Origin of the sequence: Paenibacillus radicis (ex Xue et al. 2023) (assembly GCF_024722015.1) — a bacterium.
Lineage (GTDB): Bacteria > Bacillota > Bacilli > Paenibacillales > NBRC-103111 > Paenibacillus_S.
In genome coordinates, this window is sequence record NZ_JANQBD010000049.1 from 1 (window position 1) to 21,861 (window position 21,861).

Genomic DNA, 21,861 nt, shown 5'->3' on the forward strand with positions numbered 1-21,861 from the left:
AACCTTGACATTCGTTTGGTGATGATGGCGGAGGGGAACCACGCGTTCCCATCTCGAACACGACCGTTAAGCCCTCCAGCGCCAATGGTACTTAGACCGCAGGGTCTTGGGAGAGTAGGACGTTGCCAAGCAAACAGGCCCCATAAAGCCTAATTACTATTTACTTTATGGGGACCACATACCTTATATTCCCTGATAGCTCAGTTGGTAGAGCACTCGACTGTTAATCGAGTTGTCACAGGTTCGAGTCCTGTTCGGGGAGCCATATGCTTCCATAGCTCAGTAGGTAGAGTGCATCCATGGTAAGGATGAGGTCACCGGTTCGATTCCGGTTGGAAGCTCCATTGCAAGGCCCGTTGGTCAAGTGGTTAAGACACCTCCCTTTCACGGAGGTAACAGGGGTTCGAGTCCCCTACGGGTCATTGTTATGACACGAGGTTCCATCCTCTCAGCGTCGAGCGTGCCGCTGTAGCTCAACTGGTAGAGCAACTGACTTGTAATCAGTAGGTTGGGGGTTCAAGTCCTCTCGGCGGCACCAGTGATATTCGAATAATGGGGATTAGCCAAGCGGTAAGGCAACGGACTTTGACTCCGTCATGCCTAGGTTCGAATCCTAGATCCCCAGCCATTGTATGAGACATTAGCTCAGCTGGTAGAGCACCTGACTTTTAATCAGGGTGTCGTAGGTTCGAATCCTACATGTCTCACCATTTTTACAGCGCGCGTATGGCGGAATTGGCAGACGCACTAGACTTAGGATCTAGCGGGCGACCGTGGGGGTTCAAGTCCCTCTACGCGCATTCTTTTTTGCGGAAGTGGCTCAGCGGTAGAGCATCGCCTTGCCAAGGCGAGGGTCGCGGGTTCGATTCCCGTCTTCCGCTCCAATCTTTACAATTGAATTTGCGCCCTTAGCTCAGCTGGATAGAGCGTTTGACTACGAATCAAAAGGCCGGGAGTTCGAATCTCTCAGGGCGCGCCATTTTACTTTAAAGATAGTATGCTTATGCAGTGAACTTCTTAGTACACTACATATACCATCGGGATGTAGCTCAGCTTGGTAGAGCACCTGGTTTGGGACCAGGGGGTCGCATGTTCAAATCGTGTCATCCCGACCATTTTTATGCGGGTGTAGTTCAATGGTAGAACTCCAGCCTTCCAAGCTGGTAGCAGGGGTTCGATTCCCCTTACCCGCTCCATATTTAACAATCCAAGAGACCTTAGGGTCTTTTTTTGTTGAATCATCGGTCAGACGCGCCAGTATGGAATTGTATAGGGGACGTCCGGGTTCCGAGTGATTATCCTTAGTTGAATACGATTTGTTTTGTTTTTGCTTACGTAAGTAGCAATCCTTATTGAGTAATATCCTTAAACAATAGCTTAGTATAGCTGATAGTTATAAGGGTTAATAATTTCCTTTATAAAAGTACTGCATGGTAATGCGTTGTTGTGATAAAATGTTCATTATGATCTTAGGTAAGGATGGAGGAAGAATGATGTCGGAATCAGTCAACTTGAATAACAAAAACACGTCGAACAATTTATTGCGTAGAGACGTTCGTTTTCTGGGGCATATTCTAGGAGAAGTACTCGTTCACCAAGGCGGTAATGAGTTATTGGTCATCGTAGAGAAAATAAGAGAGATGAGCAAAAATCTTCGCGATCAGTATGCACCCGAGCTGTACGATGAATTTAAAGAAACAATAATTTCCCTGGTCCCTGAGAAGAGGCATCAGGTTATTCGTGCGTTTTCTATTTATTTTCAACTGATCAATATTGCGGAGCAGAATCACAGGATTCGCCGTAAGCGCGATTATGAACGTTCTGCCGGTGAAAATGTACAACCAGGGTCTATTGAGGATGTTGTGCGTGATTTGAAGAACAAAGAAATTTCCACTTCGGATGTACATAACATCATCCAGGGCATTTCGTTAGAATTGGTTATGACTGCCCATCCTACAGAGGCAACCCGCCGCGCAGTGCTGGATATCCATCAACGGATTGCTAACGATGTTATGGAATTGGACAATCCTAATTTAACGTTCCGTGAGCGTGAGCAGCTTCGTGGCAAGCTATTGGGTGAAGTTATTACTCTATGGCAGACGGATGAGCTTAGAGACCGGAAACCAACAGTTATAGATGAAGTTCGTAATGGCTTGTATTATTTTGATGAAACATTGTTTGATGTGTTGCCTGAAGTGTATCAAGAGCTGGAACGGTGTTTGCAGAAATATTATCCGGAAGAGGCATGGCATGTTCCCGTATTTATGAAGTTCGGTTCTTGGATTGGTGGAGATCGCGACGGAAATCCTTCCGTTACTTCTAAAGTAACTTGGGAAACACTAACGCTTCATCGTGAATTGGCACTTCAGAAATACGAAGAGCTGCTGCGTGATTTCGTACAGCACTTAAGCTTCAGCAAAAATATTGTTGAGGTAACAAGTGAACTGTTGGATTCGATTCAATCGGACCGCGAGTATTTGGATTTGCGTTCACATGAAGTATGGCGTAACGAGAAAGAGCCATATCGAATTAAGGTTACTTATATGATTGAAAAAATATTGAACGCAGCCAATCCAAACATCACTTCGGAACGCAAGTACAATTCTCCTGAGGAATTTATAGCTGATCTGAAAATTATTGAGCGCAGTTTGCGGAATCACTTTGCTGATTTTATTGCTGATTCGTATATTGCCAAATTGATTCGTCAAGTAGAACTATTCGGCTTTCACTTGGCTTCACTGGACGTAAGACAGCACAGTCAAGAGCATGAGAATGCGATGTCAGAGATTCTAGCGAAGATGAGTATTAGTGCTGACTACGCGGCATTAAGCGAGCAAGAGAAGATTGAATTGCTCAGCAGCTTGCTGACGGAGCCTAGACCGATTACTTCGTCTTATATGGACTATTCAGCAGCTACTCTTGAGTGCTTGAATGTGTACCATGTAATTAAGAAGGCCCAAGAGGAATTTGGACGCAACTGTATTTATAGCTACTTGATTAGTATGACGCGTGGCTCAAGCGATCTTCTTGAAGTGCTCGTTTTTGCGAAAGAAGCAGGGTTGTACCGTATTGAGGCCGATGGCTCGATAACATGTACGCTGCAAGCCGCTCCATTATTCGAAACTATAGATGATTTGCATGCTGCGCCTGATATTATGCGTACGCTATATCAGATTCCGGCCTACCGCAACAGTCTGGTAAGTACGAACCATTTGCAGGAAATTATGTTGGGATATTCCGACAGTAATAAGGATGGCGGCGTAATTACAGCTAACTGGGAGCTGAGAGTTGCTCTGCGCAGCATTACTGATGCCGCTAAGGAGCACGGCGTGAAGCTTAAGTTTTTCCATGGCCGCGGCGGAGCATTAGGCCGTGGCGGAATGCCGCTTAATCGCAGCATTCTGGCACAACCAGCGGATACGATTGGCGGGGGCATTAAAATTACGGAGCAAGGCGAAGTATTATCTTCCCGTTATTCCATGAAGGGGATTGCTTACCGCAGCTTGGAGCAAGCTACCTCCGCGCTTATTTCAGCCGCTCTTGGTGCACGCAACCCTCAGAGTGAAGTATCTGAAGAGCACTGGGAAGATATCATGCGGGACATTTCTGAGAAGGCGCAAACGAAGTACCAGGATCTCATCTTCCGTGATCCGGATTTCTTGACCTTCTTCAAGGAGTCTACTCCGTTGCCTGAAATTGGTGAGCTTAACATTGGCTCCAGACCTTCTAAACGGAAAAATAGCGATCGTTTCGAAGATTTACGTGCAATTCCTTGGGTATTCTCATGGACCCAAAGCCGTTATTTGCTCCCCGCATGGTATGCGGCTGGCAGCGGAATGTACAGCTTCCATCAAGGGAATGAAGCAAACCTGGCGGTATTGCAGGAAATGTACAACAACTGGTCTTTTTTCCGCTCGCTAGTTGATAATTTGCAAATGGCTCTAGCCAAAGCAGACCTGCTTATTGCCAAGGAATATGGAAGTATGATCAAGGATAAAGCAATAGCCGAGCGTATTTTCACTGAAATCAGCGAGGAATACGATCGTACCTCCGATCTTATTCTCAAGATTAGCGGACAGCAGGAAATTCTTGACAATGTTCCTGTTATTCAAGAGTCGATCAGGCTTCGTAACCCGTATGTGGATCCGCTTAGCTACATGCAGGTACAGCTTCTTACAGAATTGAGAGCACATAGAGAGCACAGCGAAGAAGAGGATATGATTTTGCTGCGCGAAGTTCTTCTTACCATTAATGGAATTGCAGCAGGTCTTAGAAATACTGGCTGATATGTTATAGGGAGAAACTTCCGTGAAGAAGTCGGGTGGCCTGTTACCAGGCTATCCGGCTTTTTTTGTATGAGAGATCGCTCTAATGAGGGGGGGAGAAAAAATGGGGATTTCTAGATGGCTTGCCGTTCTTCTAGTTATTATTGGCGCATCGAGCTATGGGCTCCTTTCACCGATCATTAAAACAGCTTATAACGCAGGCTGGCAGGAAATGCACATAACCTCAAGCCAAATGACAATGGGAGCGGTAATACTGTGGGTGCTGGTGCTTTTTCAACGAAAAGCTTGGAGCAATCCGTTCAAGGGTCCTTGGATTCAGCTTTCATTGGTTGGCATTTTGGGATTGTCGATGTGTACGTTATTATATAATGCAGCTTTAGCTGAACTCGATGCGACAGTAGCTATAGTCCTATTGTTTCAGTTTACCTGGATTACTATTATAATGGAGTCTATTGCTAACCGCACATGGCCAAGGCGCAATCAATGGCTTGCTGTAGCAATAATTATGATGGGCACCTTATTTTCCGTTGAAATATTTCAAGCTGACTGGAGCCGATTTACGGTTAAAGGGCTATTGCTAGGATTTGGTTCATCTGTCGCTTACAGCTTTTTTTTGTTTATGGCTGGGCGGTTGAAGACCACGATGCACCCGCTAATGAAATCCGCCGTAATGCTCACTTCGGCTTTGCCGCTGTTGTATCTCATATACCCTCCTTTATTTTTTCTCCAGCCAAGTGGAGGATCTCTCATTGCATGGGGATTGCTGCTCGGAGCCTTGGGGCAAGCTATTCCAACTATAACGTTTATGATCGGTATACCGCGAATCGGGAGCACATTGGCAGCAATGCTTGGGGCCATGGAATTACCGGTTGGGATTGTTGCTTCTTTATTCATTTTGGGGGAGACTGTACATGTAGGGCAATGGTTTGGTATGCTTCTAATATTGGCAGGAATTATCCTTGCGGAGAAAAAGAAACCATCTTAACGGCTACGATGCTGTAAAGTTGTAACGGGCGCGTATGTTTGGAGGGAATGTCGGTTGGATCATATAGATGTCAGACTCGCAAAATTGGCCCGAAAAGGTGACAGGGCTGCTTTTGCAGAGTTGGTTGAATTGTATAAGGATAAAATCTTCCATCTTGCTTATCGGATGCTGCATAATCGTCATGAAGCGGAGGAGATTGTGCAAGAAACATTCCTTAGAGTGTACACCAATTTAGAAAGATACGATGAGAATCAAAAATTTTCAACGTGGATTTATAGAATAGGAACCAATCTGTGTATTGACCGTTTGCGGAAACGAAAACCGAATTATTCTTTGGATGCAGAAATGAACGATGGAGAAGGTACCGATTGGTATTCCATGCTGCCGAGTCATGATGATACGCCGGATGATCAGGTTATTTTGTCAGAAACACAAACTGAAATCCGCAAATCCATTGATACCCTTCCGGAGAAATATAAATCGGTTGTTATTTTGCGCTACCTACAGGACCTGTCACTACAGGAAATCAGTGAGGTGCTGTCCATGCCGGTTACAACGATAAAAACGAGACTGCATCGCGGCAGGGAATATTTACGTAAAAAGTTGGAGCATGTTTTGTAGTTTTTTTGAAACATATCTATTTCTGATACGTATGGTATAACAAGCTAAATTGGATTTAGAAAGGAGAGGCTAATATGGAATGTAAGGAAGCCCTCCCTCTGATACACGAGTATTTGGACGGCGGTTTGCGTGGTACGGAAGCCTTAAGCCTGAAAGAGCATTTGCTTATATGTCCGACTTGTCGCGAGCGATTGTCTCAGCTTGAAAGGGTTGAGGCAATGATACAAGCTTGGCCTAAACAGCAGGTATCTCCGGGGTTAACTGAACGTGTAATGCAGTCTTTGCCGCCCGTTAAAAGCTCAAGACCATGGTGGCGCTGGGTAAGGACGCATCCTGCGGCTTCGGTGGCTGCTGTGTTTGTTCTCGTGATGATGGGAAGTTTCATGTCGTTGTGGAATGAAGACTCGGAGCTTCTAGTAAAGGGAACGGATCTTCAATCTGTAGTCATACAAGGGGATACAGTACTGGTACCAGTGGGAAAAACGGTTGCGGGTAACTTGATGGTAGAGAACGGTAAATTGCAGGTTGATGGGGATATTAAAGGGAATATTGTGGTGATTGACGGCTCTGTGAATTTGGCGTCTACCGCTCATATATCAGGCCAGGTTACACAGATTGATGAAGCGTTCGGCTGGCTCTGGTTTAAAATGAACGATTGGGCAGCTAAAATATCGGAGGCCAAATAGGCCAAATGCACCAATTTCAAAAATCCTCCCTAAAAGCATTGCGAAAGGGAGGGTTTTTTGTTCATATTGTGTTATGATTTAATGTATTGAAGTAAAATAGAGATTATAGATAGCTGCGTATCGTTTGGGGGCAGATGTGATGGATTTCATACCAGCCATCAGTATTAAAGATATTATTGATATAGTAATTGTAAGCTACGTTATTTATAAACTAATTTTGCTTGTTAGAGGAACGCGGGCCATCCAATTATTAAAAGGGATTTTTGTGGTGGTCGTGACCTGGGCGCTTAGCACCTGGTTTAAGCTTAACACGCTGCAATGGATGATGAATCAAATGTTCACGTTTGGGGTTTTGGCCGTGATCATTATTTTTCAGCCTGAGCTGCGCCGGGCTCTGGAGCAGTTGGGCCGTGGTACTTTATTTAGCCGTAGCGCTACTGAGGATGACCAAGAGATTAATCGCCGGGTTGGCGAGGTGCTCAAATCGGTCAATTATTTGGCGCGTCGCAAAATTGGGGCTTTGATCGTGTTTGAGCGGGAAACCGGCTTGAATGATTACATAGAGTCCGGTATTTCTATAGAATCCCACATCAGCTCGGAGTTGCTAATCAATATTTTCATACCCAATACACCGCTGCATGATGGAGCTGTTCTGCTTCGCAACAACCAGCTTATGGCGGCCGGCTGTTATTTGCCGCTATCCGAAAATCCTTTTATAAGTAAAGAATTAGGTACGCGTCACCGCGCTGCAATTGGCATGAGTGAGGTATCCGACGCGATTTGTGTAATTGTCTCTGAGGAGACGGGACAGGTATCCCTGGCGATGAATGGGCATGTAATCCGAGATATTAAAGAAGAAACTTTACTTTCCAAGCTGTTCGAGGAATTAAAATCCAAAACCAAAGCCAAGGAAAAGAAAAACTCCATTTGGAAATGGAGGAAGCGATAAATGGATCAATGGCTGCGTAATACAAATGTAGTTAAAGTGCTGGCGCTGATTATTGGTATTCTGCTGTGGGCTGTCGTTCATATGGAGGATAGTACTCTTGCAGGGACAGGCAGCAATGGAGTTCGTGAGGAGCAAATTTCTAATGTTTCTGTAACTCCCAAATATGATAGCAGCCAGTTTTATCTGGAAACGGTCGAACCCGCACAAGTTATTGTAACCATAACAGGAAAAGATGCCGCGCTCAAAAAGGCGATGAATGCGAGCAATTACTCCGTAGAGCTTGATTTAACGAATGTGAGTAAGGGAGAGCACATCGTTCCTCTTACCGCTGTAGGCTTTCCAACGAATGTGACGGTCAAAATCAGCCCATCTAGTGCGAAGGTTATTATAGATGAGAAGTCTAACAAGCAAATGCCGGTAACCGTTAATGTAACAGGGATTCCTGCGGTTGGGTTAAAAGCGGGTCAGCCCATTGTGAAGCCGAACAAGGTGACGGTAACCGTACCGAGTGCAAATATCGAAGCGGTTGAATCGGTAAGAGCAGATGTGAATGTAGAGAAGGCTCAATCCCCGGTTACGAATAAAGCACGCCTCATTGCCTACGACAAGAACGGTAAAGCTATGGAAATGGTAGCTATAAATCCAGCCGTAGTGGATGTAGAGGTTCCGATTACAAGTCCGTTTACAACGGTGCCCCTGCAGCTGAAGCTGGTGGGTGAGCCGCCGCGGGGCTACAGTGTCGCCTCTTTGGTACAGAATACCGATAAAGTAACGGTGTATGGGCCACAGGATGTGCTAAACCGGTTGGAATTCTATGAGGGACCTAGCATAAATCTAGTCGATCTGAAGGAAGAGAAGGAGTATTCGTTCAACTTGGATATTCCGTTACGGAACAAGGTTACACAGTTGGACCCAAGCAAGGTAGAGGTTAAGATTATTATTGTCCCCTCTGTAACGAAGACATTGGAGCAAATTCCGCTGTCCATCGTCGGGCAGAATGACGGCTTTGACACGAAAGTGGTGCTGCCTGAGGGAGGAAAGACAAGTCTAACCATTGAAGGAGCCTCTGCGTTAGTTGAAAAGGTAAAGGCTGCGGATGTTCAAGGGATTCTTGATGTAAGCAACCTGCCCCCGGGACGCCACGAGCTGCCTGTAAGCTGGAACCTGCCTACATTTATAAAAAAAGCACCCCAGCAGGACTTGAAGGCTACCGTTGAGATTAGCGCTCGTCCGGCTAATGCGGCAAAGCAATAGTATTTTATAGAGAAAAGAATTAATGGGGTTTATAAAGTAATTTAAAAAGGGAGATAGAGATATGGGGAAATATTTCGGCACAGACGGAGTACGCGGGATAGCAAACAAAGAGCTTACTGCGGAATTAGCTTATAAAATTGGCCGCTGCGGCGGATATGTATTAGCAGGACAGGTAGAGAAGCCTACTGTGGTTATTGGCCGCGATACCCGAATTTCGGGAAGTATGTTGGAGGCTGCGTTGGTAGCGGGGCTGCTGTCCATTGGCGCTAACGTAGTGCGTTTGGGTGTCGTTTCGACTCCTGGAGTTGCTTATTTAACTCGGCTTATGAAGGCGGATGCCGGAGTTATGATATCTGCTTCTCATAACCCTGTAGAGGATAATGGTATCAAGTTTTTTGGCGGCGACGGCTTCAAGCTGTCCGATGACACGGAGTTGGAAATCGAGAGACTGATGGATGCTGAAGCTGATGAGCTGCCGCGGCCAACAGGCGGAGATCTGGGAACAGCTACCGATGATGATCAAGCTAAATTCAAATATTTGGAATATGTCAAAGCTTCGGTAAAATCCTCATTTAAAGGCTTCAAAATTGTGCTCGATTGTGCTCATGGTGCTGCCTACGAGCTAGCACCGAAGGTGTTCGAGGAACTGGGAGCCGAAGTTATTACAATAGGTGCCGAGCCCAATGGCCGCAACATTAATGACCATTGCGGATCCACGCACCCTGAGGCTTTGCAGAAAGCCGTAGTAGAGCATAAGGCTGTGCTGGGGCTGGCTTTTGACGGCGATGCGGATCGACTTATTGCTATTGACGATACTGGAGCGGAGGTAGATGGGGATTTCCTATTGAGTATCTGCGGGTATGCGATGAATCAGGCAGGCTTGCTGAAACATAGTACGATAGTAACTACGGTTATGAGCAATATCGGCTTCTTCAAAGGCATTGAAGCAGTGGGGCTGAAGGCTGCCAAAACGGCTGTTGGCGACCGCTATGTGATGGAGGAAATGCGCAAGGGCGGCTACAATCTCGGAGGAGAACAGTCAGGCCATGTGATATTCCTGGATTACAATACAACTGGAGATGGCATTCTTACAGGGCTGCAGCTAATGGATACGTTGGTACAGGCGGGCAAGCCTTTAAGCGAATTGAAGCAAATTATGCGCAAATATCCGCAAAAGCTGGTTAATGTACGTGTAGCGGATAAAAGCAAATGGAAAGACAACCCGACTATTGAGAATGCGATCCGTAAGGTAGAGCAAGAGCTCGGAGATAATGGCCGTGTGCTAGTTAGACCGTCAGGTACGGAATCGTTGATTCGCGTAATGGCTGAAGGTCCTGACAGAGCTCAGGTAGAAGCGTATGTGCAGGATATAGCCGACATTATTGAAAGAGAGCTTTCTTAATAGGTAAGTTATACTGCTGATTAAGGTTCTCAGGCAATGGGTTGTTCTCTGGTAATTGCAATATCCTTCATTCTTACATCCCCCTGAAGCGAGTCAAAGGGGGATTTTTCATGAATTTTGAGTATGAAAACCGTTTGAAAATTGTTGTTGCACTTGGTTATGAAAATGAATAAGATGTTAGTATGCTTTTTTTATTTTGGGATATGGAAAGGTGGGTAGAGGTAGTAATCTTAACAGCGCCAGAGCTTGTGGGGGTGTCGGCCAGGATTACCAGTCCTTTTTGAAAGGATGGCAGGTGATTTTTGTTGTGGCAGCCGCTCGCAAGTTGACGAGGTGAAGGTGTTCGAAACATTCGGCGGGGACCTTCCGGTAGACGAAACTACCGTTAAGTTGGAAAGCAAACCATCTGGGCGACCGGATGCACAAGAGTCCAACATGATCGATCGGTTATTTGTTTTTCTAAATTCAGGAGGTTCTATCCCTTATGTGCGGTATCGTTGGATATGTAGGTAATCGTAATTCTCAAAATATATTAATTGAAGGCTTGAAAAAGCTTGAATATCGTGGTTATGACTCTGCAGGATTAGCTGTATTTACAGATGAAGGCTTGCAAATCAAAAAAGCTAAAGGCAGATTAGTCAATTTGGAAAACAAATTGGACGTAGAGCCTTTGAACGGATTCATTGGTATTGGACACACACGTTGGGCAACTCACGGTAAACCATCGGATGTTAACTCGCATCCTCATACGGATAATTCACAAAAGTTTTCTGTCGTGCACAACGGAATCATTGAGAACTATGTAGCTTTGAAAGAAGAATTAACAGCATTAGGGCATGTATTTGTTTCTGAAACCGATACAGAGGTAATCTCTCATCTTATTGCTAGCTTGTATGAGGGAGATATCGTTAAGGCCGTGCAAAAAGCGGTTACTCGCATGACCGGCGCATTTGCTTTGGGCGTGTTGACGGAATATGAGCCAGAGAAGCTGGTAGCTGTCCGTTTGTCGAGTCCATTGATTATCGGTGTTGGAGAGGGAGAAAATTTCATTGGCTCCGATATCCCGGCTATTTTGGATTATACGCGTAATGTGTATATTTTGAATGACGGTGAGATGGCGGTATTGACGAAAGACGGTGTCGAATTGATGACGCTGGAAGGGAATTTTATTTCCCGGGAATTATTTTATGTCGATTGGGATATTATTACCGCAGAAAAAGCCGGATTCGATCACTTTATGCTGAAAGAAATCCACGAGCAGCCAAAGGCTTACCGTGACACTATGGGCAGTCGGATCGATGAAAGCGGAACTAAGGTTATATTGAACGAAGTTAAGATGACAGCAGAGCAGGTCAAATCGATTCAGCAGGTGCATATTATTGCTTGCGGTACTGCGTATCATGCAGGTTTGGTCGGCAAAAGCATTATTGAGAAGCTCGCACGTATCCCGGTAGAAACGGATGTGGCCTCTGAGTACCGTTACCGTTCTCCGATCATCACGCCTAACACGCTGGTTATCGTTGTCAGCCAATCGGGTGAAACAGCAGATACGTTAGCTGCTCTTCGGGAAGCGAAGCGCTGTGGAGCACATGTTGTTGCTATCACTAATGTTGTTGGCAGCTCAGTTGCGCGTGAAGCGGATGATGTTATCGTAACCTGGGCTGGACCAGAAATAGCTGTTGCTTCAACTAAAGCTTATACGTCTCAGCTGATTGCATTCTACTTGTTTGGTTTGTATTTGGCGCAAACGTTAGGTTCACAAGATGGAGAATATATTGCCAGCGTAGTTACTGAGCTGAAGGAGCTTCCGGCTAAGGTGGAACAAATCCTGGAGCAGGGTGAAGCTTTCAAGGATTGGGCGGAGCAAGTAGCGTCGCATAACAACTTGTTCTTTATTGGCCGCGGATTGGACTATGCGGTAGCATTGGAAGGTTCCTTGAAGCTAAAGGAAATTTCTTACATTCATTCCGAGGCTTACCCAGCCGGTGAATTGAAGCATGGCACATTGGCCCTCATCGAAGAAGGCATTCCAGTCATCGCCTTGGCTACACAGGATGATCTGTTTGAGAAAACAGTGAGCAATATTAAGGAAGTGAAAGCGCGCGGCGCTTACGTCTTCGGATTGCACTCCGAGGGTGAAACGGAATTGGTTAAGGCTGTTGATCAAGTATTCTCGATTCCAAATACACTGCCACTGCTTAGCCCGGCATTATCCGTTATTCCTCTTCAACTGCTTGCTTACTACGCATCTCTTGCACGTGGCAATGACGTTGATAAGCCTCGTAACTTGGCGAAGAGCGTTACGGTGGAGTAAGTTGTAAAGTGTGATTGCAATTATTGTCCAGTGACATTAATCTTGGTAATTGAATGGCCTTAACAAGAAAGGTCCCGATGATATCAGAACTGATATGTCGGGACTTTTCTAACTTATTAGCCTGTAAAAAGAGTGTGTTTTTTGAAATACATGGGGTCAAATATTCGAAAGTTACGAAAACTAAATAATCTTAATCAAGTAGAGTTTTCAAGTTACATAGGTATTTCTCAGGGGAATCTAAGTGAGATTGAGCAAGGCAATTGCAAATCCATCTCTCGATACTTTATTGGCTATAAAAAAGAAATTTAAATGTAGTATTGATGATTTAGTTTCCGATGTTGAAAATAATTTGGGATATTCTTTATTATCAGAAGAGGAAGTGTTACTGCTTAAATTAAATAAATCCTTAACTCAATTTGATCGCAAAGAAGTATTAGAGATAATTAAGCTAAAGATTGAATTGAGGAAAATGGAAAAATGACTATTGGATTATTAATATGTTTTGAAGTAACAATGAAGTCATGAAGTAGACAATAAAGATTTGAAGTAATTAGGCGTTCACTCTACTGGGTGAACGCTTTTTTAGCTGCGTGGAGGAGGTAACGGACAGGATTGTTTAATTCAATTCACGAATCTAATAAACACAACGAATTTACAGCAACTCACATATTTTAGAATAGAGGTGGGTCTTGATGCAAGTTCATGTTAAATCAATTTTTACTATTCGTGGCAAGATAGCGGTTGGGCGAGAATGCAAGCTACCATCATACAATGTTAATCAAGATGGAATGCTTCTAAAAGTCGTTTTATTCCCTGATGAGAATAAAATTGAAGTGTATTATCAATCTGAGATGAACGAAGAAGATTTTGAAAAAAACAACGATAATCAGTTTTCTCTCAAATCACTCAGTCCATACCATGATCGATGTGCCCTAGGAGTTAAGCTCTCACGAAACTGATGACATGCAAAAAGCCATTTGCTATGTCATTTATTATGCGGACGGGATGGCCATGAAGTGGCGGTTTGACCGCGATGATTATTTTTCCACATCAAATGATTATGCTAATATCTGGTTTGCTTGTTTATCAAGCACTCTAAGAATTAAATCGTTATTATTTTCCCAAATAATGATTATATTCAGTTTCATATGGAACAAGGTTAATAGTATATTGATGTTAATATGTTAATAAACGGATATTGACTGGAACGACCTTACCCCAATACATTTATCTTTGTAAGTGCTTTCATTATTGCTAAGAGGGGGGCTATGCAATTGCTCGTTATTTGTTATTGACAAAATTGAAAAAAACGATTGCAGAGAGGCTTTACACGAGTAGGCTTTCATTGAAGAAACGTACCTTTATGGTGTTTACAATGCTTGCCGTTTTTTCTCGAACGTGTTTACGTACCAACAGGCACCCTCAGCTGGTGCACTGCCAAATGAAACACTACCTGGCTGAGTTTTTATTCTTGTGCCGCCAATTCGACAACAGCCATGGTGCCATACTGAAAGAGAACGCTTACAAAATATGAGTGAGGAGAATTTGACTATGGTACTGCGAAAGATGAAAAAGAAAATCTTAGCTGGTATATTAAGTGCTGCCATGATAGTCGGAAGTTTGACTGGGGGATTGATAACGGTGTCAGCGGCTGAACAGGAGGCCAACTTAAGTGTTAAGAGTCAGGAGGCATTCGTTCCGGAAGCAGGGGACTCGCTTTTAGTGACAGCAAATAAGGACACATCATCGACAGTTACTGTGGCTGAATCGGTCTATCCGTCGACAGTTACTGTGGCTGAATCGGTCTACGATGGGCTGGCTTTCCCCAGATACGCCTCGTTAGATCCGAATAGCGCAGAAGCAATTACCTTTGACGGCGCCACGGTAAGCTGGAACGGCAAAACCTGGACGCTGGGGGCCAACACAATCTTTTTGGATTGGCGCTTGACGGACGCGCAGCTGGCGGCGAGCAACGGCCACGCTTTCCGCTCCATACAGGATGCCAAATGGGGCACGACGCTTACGATGGGAACACCTGAAACAACCGACGACGTTGTCATCCCCAAGGGCCTTGTAAACGGCACGGAGGCCAGCCGTATGACGATTCTGACGGCCCCCGGCGTTTACTGGGTTGATAACCCGGACGATAATAACATTCGCCCGCTGCGTAACGCGAATGACCCGGAAACTAATGATACCACTACAATGGGCAACGCCACGCCTATCGGTATGACGCTGACGACGAACTACCTTTATTTCTTCGGATTGAGCAGCGATTACAGCAAAGTGGTATACGCCTCCGCCCGCGGGCAGCAAGCGGGCGCAAACGGAAACTTCACGATGTTTAACCTTACGGGCACAGGCGGCGTGTGGACAGACAACGTCACATTCGCCAACTACACGAACATAGACTTGAACTTCCCGCTTAACAACAAAGCGCAGGCGTGGACAAGCGCGAACCCCACACTTGCCGCCAATATTCTCGGCCTTAAAGACGGCGGATTCAGCCGCCCTATGCGCAGCGAAACGAGGACGCAGGCTCAGCTGTTTATGGGCGCCAACGCTTCGGGCAGAGGCGGCATCTCTGTTAACAGCGCGTTTATGAGCCTCCACAATATGCTGGCCCTCGGCCAAGCCGTAATGATTAATTGCTATATCGTCGCGGGTGGCCATTCGGGCAACCCTTCTATCTATATGAATAGCGAACTGCACTTTTATATGACCCAATTCAACAGCGGCACCCAATTCTATAACAGCGATATCTATGTGGATCCGTTTGAGGTGAGCGTAAACGGCCTTGCCGCGGCGGATACATACATATCCGGGCTTAACGACGCGACTGACGTGAACAACGCGGTTATGGTTGATACGCGGATACATCGCGGCAATACGCTGCTTAACGGAACATCCGCGAACCCTGCGCCGCAAGGCGGTTTCAAAGCCCTGTTTAACTGGGCGGGCAAAGGACCTATGAACCCCGCCAGCCGCAATTACCAATCCAATGTGACGTTTGACGGCGCGCCTTACCTTGTGCAAGAAGCAATAACCCCGGGAGTCGCAATCAATATGACAGGCGACCTGCTTAAGGCGTATAAGCTTGAATCGAACGGTAAAGCTTACTACAACGTAAAAAATATCATAGGCACTACTAACTACACGGCGATTGCCGCTAAAATCGCGGAAGCCGCTTTAGTCGAGAGGAACAGCAACTTAAGGCAAGCTATGTATGATTCGCTTACCGGCGGCAAGAACTATAACACAATCGCCACGAACGCTACGCTGACCCGCAGCGGCAGCGGAAACCTGCGTAAAGGCAGCGGCGCAAACGCGACGACCACGCTCACAGCCGCAGTGGCCACCGGGAAAACCAATCCCGGCGACTGGGAATTTTCCGCGTATTCCTATACCCACGAAGCGACGGGCATAAACAAGGCGACGAGCAAATTAATCACGGGCACGGATGTGATATCGCTCCAATCTACCGGCACAAACACAGCCACGGTCACGGCTAACTTAACAGGCGTTACGGACGATGTGAACCTGTATGTTATAGCGAGAAGCCCTTCCCTCGGAATCGCGCGCGGCATACCCCTGACTGTTGAGGCCGAATACCAAGCGACGCCTGTATTGGCTGCGGGGGTAAGTCTGCTTGACCCTGTGAACGGTGTAGCCAAAGTAAATTACACAATAACCGGCTTCACAGGCACGGGCGCGCAAGCGGGATTACTTGATAGAACCGTTGTTGACTGGTTCCGCGTCAACGCAGCCAACCCGGCAGTTAGAACCCCTGTAGTCGTCTCGCGTGACGGCAGCGGCCCCGTGAAGGATTATGCGGTAAACGAAGGCGACATAGGGTATTACTTGCAGGCCGAAATTTCGCCCAAATATAACCACAGCGAAGTCGGCGCCAAAACTACTTTGACTATGACTCGCGTAATCACGGCGGCGGACGTTAAGACCCGTTATTGGACCGACACAATCAAAGACGGCTTTACGGCCGCAAGCGGCAAAGAAGTGATATGGTATGATCAGCCGCTTCTTGCCAATATTCCCACAGACAATCAAAATACGGCAATTCCCGGCACGATGATGATGGTGAACGGGTGGAGGAACGACGCGAAAGGCGGCAGCAACAACACCGTCACGTGGAATTTCTCCGGCATTGAACCGAAAGGCGGCGCAAGCGGAAACGCTGGACCCGCTGCAGCCACGTCTCGTTTGTTCTACGTGCCGCCCACCTATAGTGGCAAGTTCGGTGATATGATGGAGGAAGTAGGCCTTGTATCCAGCAAGGGCGGCTCCGGCTTCGGCAGCTCGCCAAGTTTCCTGGATATTTATATCAAAGCCGATACATTGAGCAACCCCGACCCCAACAGTTATATGAGGCAGAACAAAGATAATAGGGCTTATTCACCCGGTATTAAGAACGGGTACGGTTTGCGGATACAGCGCATGGACAATGCAGACGGGATTAGTAAATACGCACTGGCAGGCTCGAACACGGGCGGCGCCGGCGCCGGCACAAACGTGTTCCTTATGAAATTTAATAACGGCGAGGCATACGCCGACTCGGCAAGCTCACTCGGTACAGACTTCGGCACTAAGCTGGATCAAACTATTACCGATCTGCAAACCGGCGTAACTTACCCTAAAGGCCCCAGAGGCGCAATGACCAGTATTTATGATGGTATTGAGGGTATGGTTGACGACGTGCGCATAACGATAAGCATGATTCAAAAACCTGATGATCCGACCAAAGGCATTTTAACGGCGATCGTCTATGCCAATGACGCGCAAGACGGCGTAACGCTTGGCGGCGAGGCTTATGGCTATATGAGCAACATAAAGCTGGAAGCGGAAGTTGACTGGAACGATTTCGGCGGCTTCGGCACCACATACGCCAGCAGCACCAACGCGCCTACCTCGCTTAACACCGCTAATATCAACTCCGCCATTTATACATCATGGAGGGCAGAGGCGGTTAAGGTAGTTGACGTGACCAACGTGACCCACAGAAAGTCGAGTCGAAGCACTGGGGGGGGCACGACAACACCTGCGACGCCTACAGAACCAACGCCATCGATAGAAACGACGCCAACAGAAGCAGCACCATCGAAACCATCGACGAATCCTAGCACACAGCCGTCTTCTGAAGGTAAAAAATTCACCGATGTGAGCATAAATTATTCATGGGCAAAAGAAGCGATTGAGTTACTGGCTTCAAAGGGGATCATTCAAGGCACATCTGACACCACCTTTGATCCGGATAAAAAAATAACAAGAGCTGATTTTATCACCTTGTTGGTTAGAGCGCTTGATATGAAAGCTGAGTTTAGCTCTAATTTCAACGATGTGAGCAGTAGTGACTATTATTACCAGCCTCTAGGTATTGCTAAACAACTTGGTATTGCCACTGGAGTAGGGGATAACCTCTTTAATCCAAAACAAGAAATCTCCAGACAAGACATGATGGTACTGTGTGCAAGAGCGCTTCAATTATCAGAGAAGCTCAAGCTTACAGGAAATACCTCGGATCTTGCCAGCTATAGCGATAGAGGATCTGTTGCTTCTTACGCTGAAGAAGGTGTGGCTTCCATGGTGCATCAAGGAATTATAGAAGGAAATGGAGCTGGCCTCAATCCTCTCGGAAATGCTACAAGAGCGGAAACAGCGGTAATCATCTTTAGAATCCTTAAGAAATTGTAAAAAAGAAAGTTATAAACTGTAAGATTAGTTATGAATAGGTGTTTGCATGGTTATGGAGGCTGTCCCGCAAGGTTGGAATGACCTAGGGCAGCCTCTTTGTCTATTTAAAAGTCTTCTTAAGATGTCCAGCACCTCAAAATATTCGAACTGGAGGTAACCAGACCAAATGCGGCGAAGCGCATGGCCTGCTCCTAACGATGCAGTGGATGCCGTTATTTCGATGGATCGCTTGTCGGCTCGAACGTATTTACCGTTACCGATACGGATTTGTAGCCGGTAAAATCGCCCTTGCCTGCGGTTTCGAATGTCGTCGCGGTGAAACTTTCGGCGCTGCCGCTGCCCGTCTGCTTCAATTCCGCCGTACCAAGCGCCTTGCCTGCCGCATCATAGAAGTTCAGCGTGGCATCGTATCGGTAATTGCCCGTATGTTTCAGGCTGACCCAGCCGCGTATTTTCGTAAAACCGTCCTGCGCGGCCATCCGGAAATCGCCGACGCCCAGTCTGTTCGACGAATCGTAGACATCGACGGTAGGCGGAACCGGCAGCCCCATCGGAACCGGACCTACATTAGCCAGCGAAACAAATGCATATCCCGTCACGTCGCGATCGGCAGTCGCCTTGAAATCGCGAATCTGATCGCCCTTGGCGACGAACGCCGCTTGGATCGGCACTTTTCCTATATACTTGCCCTGATCGTCATAGAATAAAAGATCTCCCGTAACCGTAACGTCGCTTCCCGGAGCAATGCCGCTTTTTCGCGAGTTCGCCATCGCTTCCCAGTGATCCTGCCCGACGAACAGCTTGCCTTCGACCGCGGACCCTTCGGCTGTTTTGGTTACCTGCAGATGGCCGGCGCGAATACCGCTGTTCATGTTCGTGACGTGAAAGTCGTTGTCGACTTGGATCGTCGTGCTGTCTTGATCGTAGGCAACTACGGCGCCCAAGCTTTCAGCGACAAAACGGATCGGGACATACGCATGCCCGTCCACATTGATGGTCGAGTAGCCGTCAGGCAGCTGCCTTGCTTCGCCGTTAACCTCATATTTCGCCGGGAATATCACCGCATTAATGGCATTATCCGCATAAACCGCCGTCGCACCGGCCAAAATGGCGCCAACGACGAATCCTATCGCATATTTCCTCATTATACAATCTCCTCCTGATTTGCAAAAATAATGCAACGCACTACCGAGTTTAGACGCAAAAAGACACCGGAAGTTGCAAACCGGTGCCGCACACGTTCTCTGATAATAAAGTTGTTTAAAATCATTGAACTATTGTTTCCTGTTAGCTTAATGGGCTGCAATCCTATAGTATCTACTCTCATCGTGAAATTCAAAGCCTGTCAACACAGCAAAGCCAACCGATCGAAAAAGGCGGCAGCCTCCTGATGATGCTAATACCGTAGCGACGCAACAAAAAAGCCGCCGTTTTTTTCCTCGGCGGCAGTATATATGTTATTCGCGTTCCCGGAGAAGATTGCGCAATCTTCGATCGATTAGCCACAGCGCCCCCCAAGCCAGTATGGCGACATAGACGGGAAACAGCAGATGAGACCACAACGGATTATCCAACCTGAGATGTGCAGCCACCGCGCCTCCTAAGTAACCCGTGAGCAGTAGCGCCCCCAGGAACCGAGTTCGCGGAATGGCATACAGGACGGTGCAGAGCAATACTAATACGCCCAACGTTGCAAGGTGGTGCTCCGCGAATCCAAGCGTGACCGTGCCTTCTACCACTGGTACGGGCTTGGCGAATTTCCCGATCCCATCGAACAGCATGAACAGAATGACAATCCCGCTCATGGCACGCGCTGTCCATAGCCTCGCATTAGAGATTTCTTTTACTGGCGGTGTCCCCGTTTTCATATTCGTCTCGATCATCGGGATTCCTCCGTATATTTCTTGAAATTATCCAAAATCGCCTGCCATCCCGCCTGCTGCATTTCAATGGAATGCGTGCTTTCCGCGCCAAATATTTCAATCACCTTGGTTTCGTTTCCTTGATTCAGGAAGGAGATCTCAACCGTTCTCCCATCTTCCATTGTGTATGAAATCTGCTCATGCAGCTTCACGACATCGTATGTTCCAAAGAAGTCAAACCCCATGCTGCCGTCTTTTGCTTCCATTCGGGTAAGGAATTTGCCTCCAACCCGCAGATCATTCTCCGCCTTCGGTGCGTGCCACGACTCTGAAGCTTGATTCCACTTCTTGATGTGTTCCGGCTCGGACCAGTACCTCCATACCTTCTCTACTGGCGCTTGAATGACGACTTGCACGGTAATTTTCGTCGATTGATTCGTTTCCATTGTAATAACATCCTCTCTTTTTTTGTTTTCACTTCTATAGACGAAGCCAACCGACGAAATTCATCGGTCCAATCTATCCGGAAGTCCGAAACGGGCAAATAATTTTCGATTGATGAAATTTTGGACGTGGAATACTTTGTTGTCTTTCACTTCTAAGAGGTGAATCCCCCAAGGGACCAAGCCGTCCTCTTCCCTGCTCCACATATACTGCGCTAACGCAGGAAAACCGCCATTCGCCGAAACCGGCACAAACCGGGATCCCTCGCAATGCCAACGCGTAAGCGTGAAGAACTTGAACAAATCGTCCTTGCCGCGCACCCACATAGGGAAAGGCGGCATCGACATCCGACCTTCTTCATGAAACAAGGCAACCAGGGCATTGATATCGAATTGCTCGAAGGCTTCCACATAACGCGACAGCAATTCCTGATCAGGTGCCTCTTCGCTCCTATTGAATTCATCGGAACGGAGTTGTTCCCGCTCCAACGTATCTCTGGCTCTCTGCAGAGCGCTGTTTACCGCTGCCGACGACATGCCTAACGTCTCTGCGATCTGCTTTGAAGGCCACTCGAATACATCCTTCAGAATCATCACCGCACGTTGACGGGGAGGTAAGAGCTGTAAAAGTGTAATAAAACAAATATGCAGCGTATCTTTACGGATGAAAATATCTTCCGGATTATTCGAAAATTCAGGGGCTGGCCAAATCCAAGATGAGTCAGGCAACGTCTCGCGAGGTTCAACAATGGATTCCGCTGGGCCGGAGAAGTCTACGGGGCGAATGCGGCGCTTCGTTTGTCTTAGCTTGTCCAGGCATATATTTGAAGCGATCCGGTAGACCCACGTTTTAAACGAGGATTCCTGTCGGAAAGAGCTCCAGCTTTGCCAGACGCGGATGAAAGTTTCCTGCACGGCATCGTCTGCGTCATCGATAGACCCTAGCATCCTATAACAGAACGAGGCTAACCCCGGCTTCAACTCGTCAAATAACTGAAGTTCTGGTGCGGTTACTTTCATTGCGGTGTCCACCCTTCATGGAACGAATTCTTCAATACTATAATACATATTCAAGAATTCGTTTGTATATAAAAAAGAGTAGCGCCACCAGATGGTGAGCAACTCTTTCTTCGTGAGGTATGGTTTACATCTCCGTGTAGATCTGGAAGGTCACGCCGAACTTTATGGCTTAGTCCTGACCCCCGCTATTCATGTTGATTCTACGATCGTCTCACAGGTCGTCGGAAAATGGAGCGAAACCAAAAAGGGCACGTTGATGGAACTGACGCCGATGGTGTCCTGTATCGTGCGGTGTTACTGTTGGCAACTATTTGCTATTGGATCCGGAGCATA

General features: G+C 46.8%; 16 protein-coding genes, 11 tRNA genes and 1 rRNA gene. 24 read left to right on the forward strand and 4 right to left on the reverse strand.

Annotated elements, in window-relative coordinates; all coding sequences use genetic code 11:
* Positions 1–14: 14 nt before the first annotated feature.
* The 24 genes from rrf (at position 15) to NV381_RS36270 (ending at position 18,203) form a co-directional block, all read left to right on the forward strand.
* Positions 15–131 (forward strand): 5S ribosomal RNA (rrf, locus tag NV381_RS36160).
* Between the two features lie 58 nt (positions 132–189).
* A tRNA-Asn gene (locus tag NV381_RS36165) sits at positions 190–265 on the forward strand.
* Positions 266–268: 3 nt separating this feature from the next.
* A tRNA-Thr gene (locus tag NV381_RS36170) sits at positions 269–344 on the forward strand.
* A gap of 6 nt (positions 345–350) precedes the next feature.
* Positions 351–422: transfer RNA gene (locus tag NV381_RS36175), tRNA-Glu, on the forward strand.
* Positions 423–462: 40 nt separating this feature from the next.
* Positions 463–538, forward strand: a tRNA-Thr gene (locus tag NV381_RS36180).
* 15 nt (positions 539–553) lie between these two features.
* Positions 554–628: transfer RNA gene (locus NV381_RS36185), tRNA-Gln, on the forward strand.
* Positions 629–634: 6 nt separating this feature from the next.
* A tRNA-Lys gene (locus NV381_RS36190) sits at positions 635–710 on the forward strand.
* A gap of 10 nt (positions 711–720) precedes the next feature.
* Positions 721–800, forward strand: a tRNA-Leu gene (locus NV381_RS36195).
* A 9-nt stretch (positions 801–809) separates the two neighbouring features.
* Positions 810–884 (forward strand) — tRNA-Gly (locus tag NV381_RS36200).
* A gap of 18 nt (positions 885–902) precedes the next feature.
* Positions 903–979: transfer RNA gene (locus NV381_RS36205), tRNA-Arg, on the forward strand.
* 59 nt (positions 980–1,038) lie between these two features.
* Positions 1,039–1,115 (forward strand) — tRNA-Pro (locus NV381_RS36210).
* Positions 1,116–1,122: 7 nt separating this feature from the next.
* A tRNA-Gly gene (locus NV381_RS36215) sits at positions 1,123–1,196 on the forward strand.
* Between the two features lie 297 nt (positions 1,197–1,493).
* Positions 1,494–4,286: a phosphoenolpyruvate carboxylase gene (gene ppc / locus NV381_RS36220; protein WP_258218146.1), complete on the forward strand. Its 2,793-nt coding sequence runs from the start codon at positions 1,494–1,496 to the stop codon at positions 4,284–4,286.
* A 103-nt stretch (positions 4,287–4,389) separates the two neighbouring features.
* Entirely contained in the window at positions 4,390–5,271 is an 882-nt protein-coding gene (locus NV381_RS36225) for an EamA family transporter (protein WP_258218122.1), read from the forward strand.
* 54 nt (positions 5,272–5,325) lie between these two features.
* Positions 5,326–5,892 carry an RNA polymerase sigma factor SigW gene (sigW, locus tag NV381_RS36230; protein WP_258218123.1) on the forward strand — a complete coding sequence of 189 codons (567 nt, stop codon included), beginning with the start codon at positions 5,326–5,328 and terminating at the stop codon, positions 5,890–5,892.
* Positions 5,893–5,966: 74 nt separating this feature from the next.
* Positions 5,967–6,578 (forward strand): zf-HC2 domain-containing protein, encoded by a 612-nt coding sequence (locus NV381_RS36235; protein ID WP_258218124.1) that lies wholly within the window; start codon positions 5,967–5,969, stop codon positions 6,576–6,578.
* A 139-nt stretch (positions 6,579–6,717) separates the two neighbouring features.
* Positions 6,718–7,527 carry a diadenylate cyclase CdaA gene (cdaA, locus tag NV381_RS36240; RefSeq protein WP_258218125.1) on the forward strand — a complete coding sequence of 270 codons (810 nt, stop codon included), beginning with the start codon at positions 6,718–6,720 and terminating at the stop codon, positions 7,525–7,527.
* Positions 7,528–8,781 carry a YbbR-like domain-containing protein gene (locus NV381_RS36245; RefSeq protein ID WP_258218126.1) on the forward strand — a complete coding sequence of 418 codons (1,254 nt, stop codon included), beginning with the start codon at positions 7,528–7,530 and terminating at the stop codon, positions 8,779–8,781.
* A gap of 61 nt (positions 8,782–8,842) precedes the next feature.
* Positions 8,843–10,183: a phosphoglucosamine mutase gene (glmM, locus tag NV381_RS36250; protein ID WP_258218127.1), complete on the forward strand. Its 1,341-nt coding sequence runs from the start codon at positions 8,843–8,845 to the stop codon at positions 10,181–10,183.
* A 484-nt stretch (positions 10,184–10,667) separates the two neighbouring features.
* On the forward strand, positions 10,668–12,497 hold the full coding sequence (glmS, locus tag NV381_RS36255; protein WP_258218128.1) for a glutamine--fructose-6-phosphate transaminase (isomerizing): 1,830 nt from the start codon (positions 10,668–10,670) through the stop codon (positions 12,495–12,497).
* Between the two features lie 150 nt (positions 12,498–12,647).
* Positions 12,648–12,806, forward strand: coding sequence for a helix-turn-helix domain-containing protein (locus tag NV381_RS38575; RefSeq protein ID WP_419182335.1), 159 nt, complete (start codon positions 12,648–12,650; stop codon positions 12,804–12,806).
* Positions 12,739–12,978 (forward strand): hypothetical protein, encoded by a 240-nt coding sequence (locus NV381_RS36260; RefSeq protein ID WP_258218129.1) that lies wholly within the window; start codon positions 12,739–12,741, stop codon positions 12,976–12,978. The genes NV381_RS38575 and NV381_RS36260 overlap by 68 nt, the downstream gene beginning before the upstream one ends.
* 211 nt (positions 12,979–13,189) lie before the next feature.
* Complete coding sequence (locus NV381_RS36265) at positions 13,190–13,456, forward strand: hypothetical protein (RefSeq protein ID WP_258218130.1); 267 nt, start codon at positions 13,190–13,192, stop codon at positions 13,454–13,456.
* Between the two features lie 592 nt (positions 13,457–14,048).
* Positions 14,049–18,203 (forward strand): S-layer homology domain-containing protein, encoded by a 4,155-nt coding sequence (locus NV381_RS36270; RefSeq protein WP_258218131.1) that lies wholly within the window; start codon positions 14,049–14,051, stop codon positions 18,201–18,203.
* A gap of 212 nt (positions 18,204–18,415) precedes the next feature.
* On the opposite strand, the gene NV381_RS36275 is transcribed toward NV381_RS36270, so the two are convergent.
* The 4 genes from NV381_RS36275 to NV381_RS36290 form a co-directional block, all read right to left on the reverse strand.
* Complete coding sequence (locus NV381_RS36275) at positions 18,416–19,348, reverse strand: copper amine oxidase N-terminal domain-containing protein (RefSeq protein ID WP_258218132.1); 933 nt, start codon at positions 19,346–19,348, stop codon at positions 18,416–18,418.
* Positions 19,349–19,660: 312 nt separating this feature from the next.
* The gene (locus tag NV381_RS36280) at positions 19,661–20,086 is read right to left on the reverse strand and encodes a DoxX family protein (protein WP_258218133.1); all 426 of its coding nucleotides are present in this window, start codon (positions 20,084–20,086) and stop codon (positions 19,661–19,663) included.
* Positions 20,083–20,511, reverse strand: a complete 429-nt coding sequence (locus NV381_RS36285; RefSeq protein ID WP_258218134.1) for an SRPBCC family protein — start codon at positions 20,509–20,511, stop codon at positions 20,083–20,085. The genes NV381_RS36280 and NV381_RS36285 overlap by 4 nt, the downstream gene beginning before the upstream one ends.
* A gap of 60 nt (positions 20,512–20,571) precedes the next feature.
* Positions 20,572–21,528, reverse strand: coding sequence for a sigma-70 family RNA polymerase sigma factor (locus tag NV381_RS36290; RefSeq protein ID WP_258218135.1), 957 nt, complete (start codon positions 21,526–21,528; stop codon positions 20,572–20,574).
* Positions 21,529–21,861 lie beyond the last annotated feature (333 nt).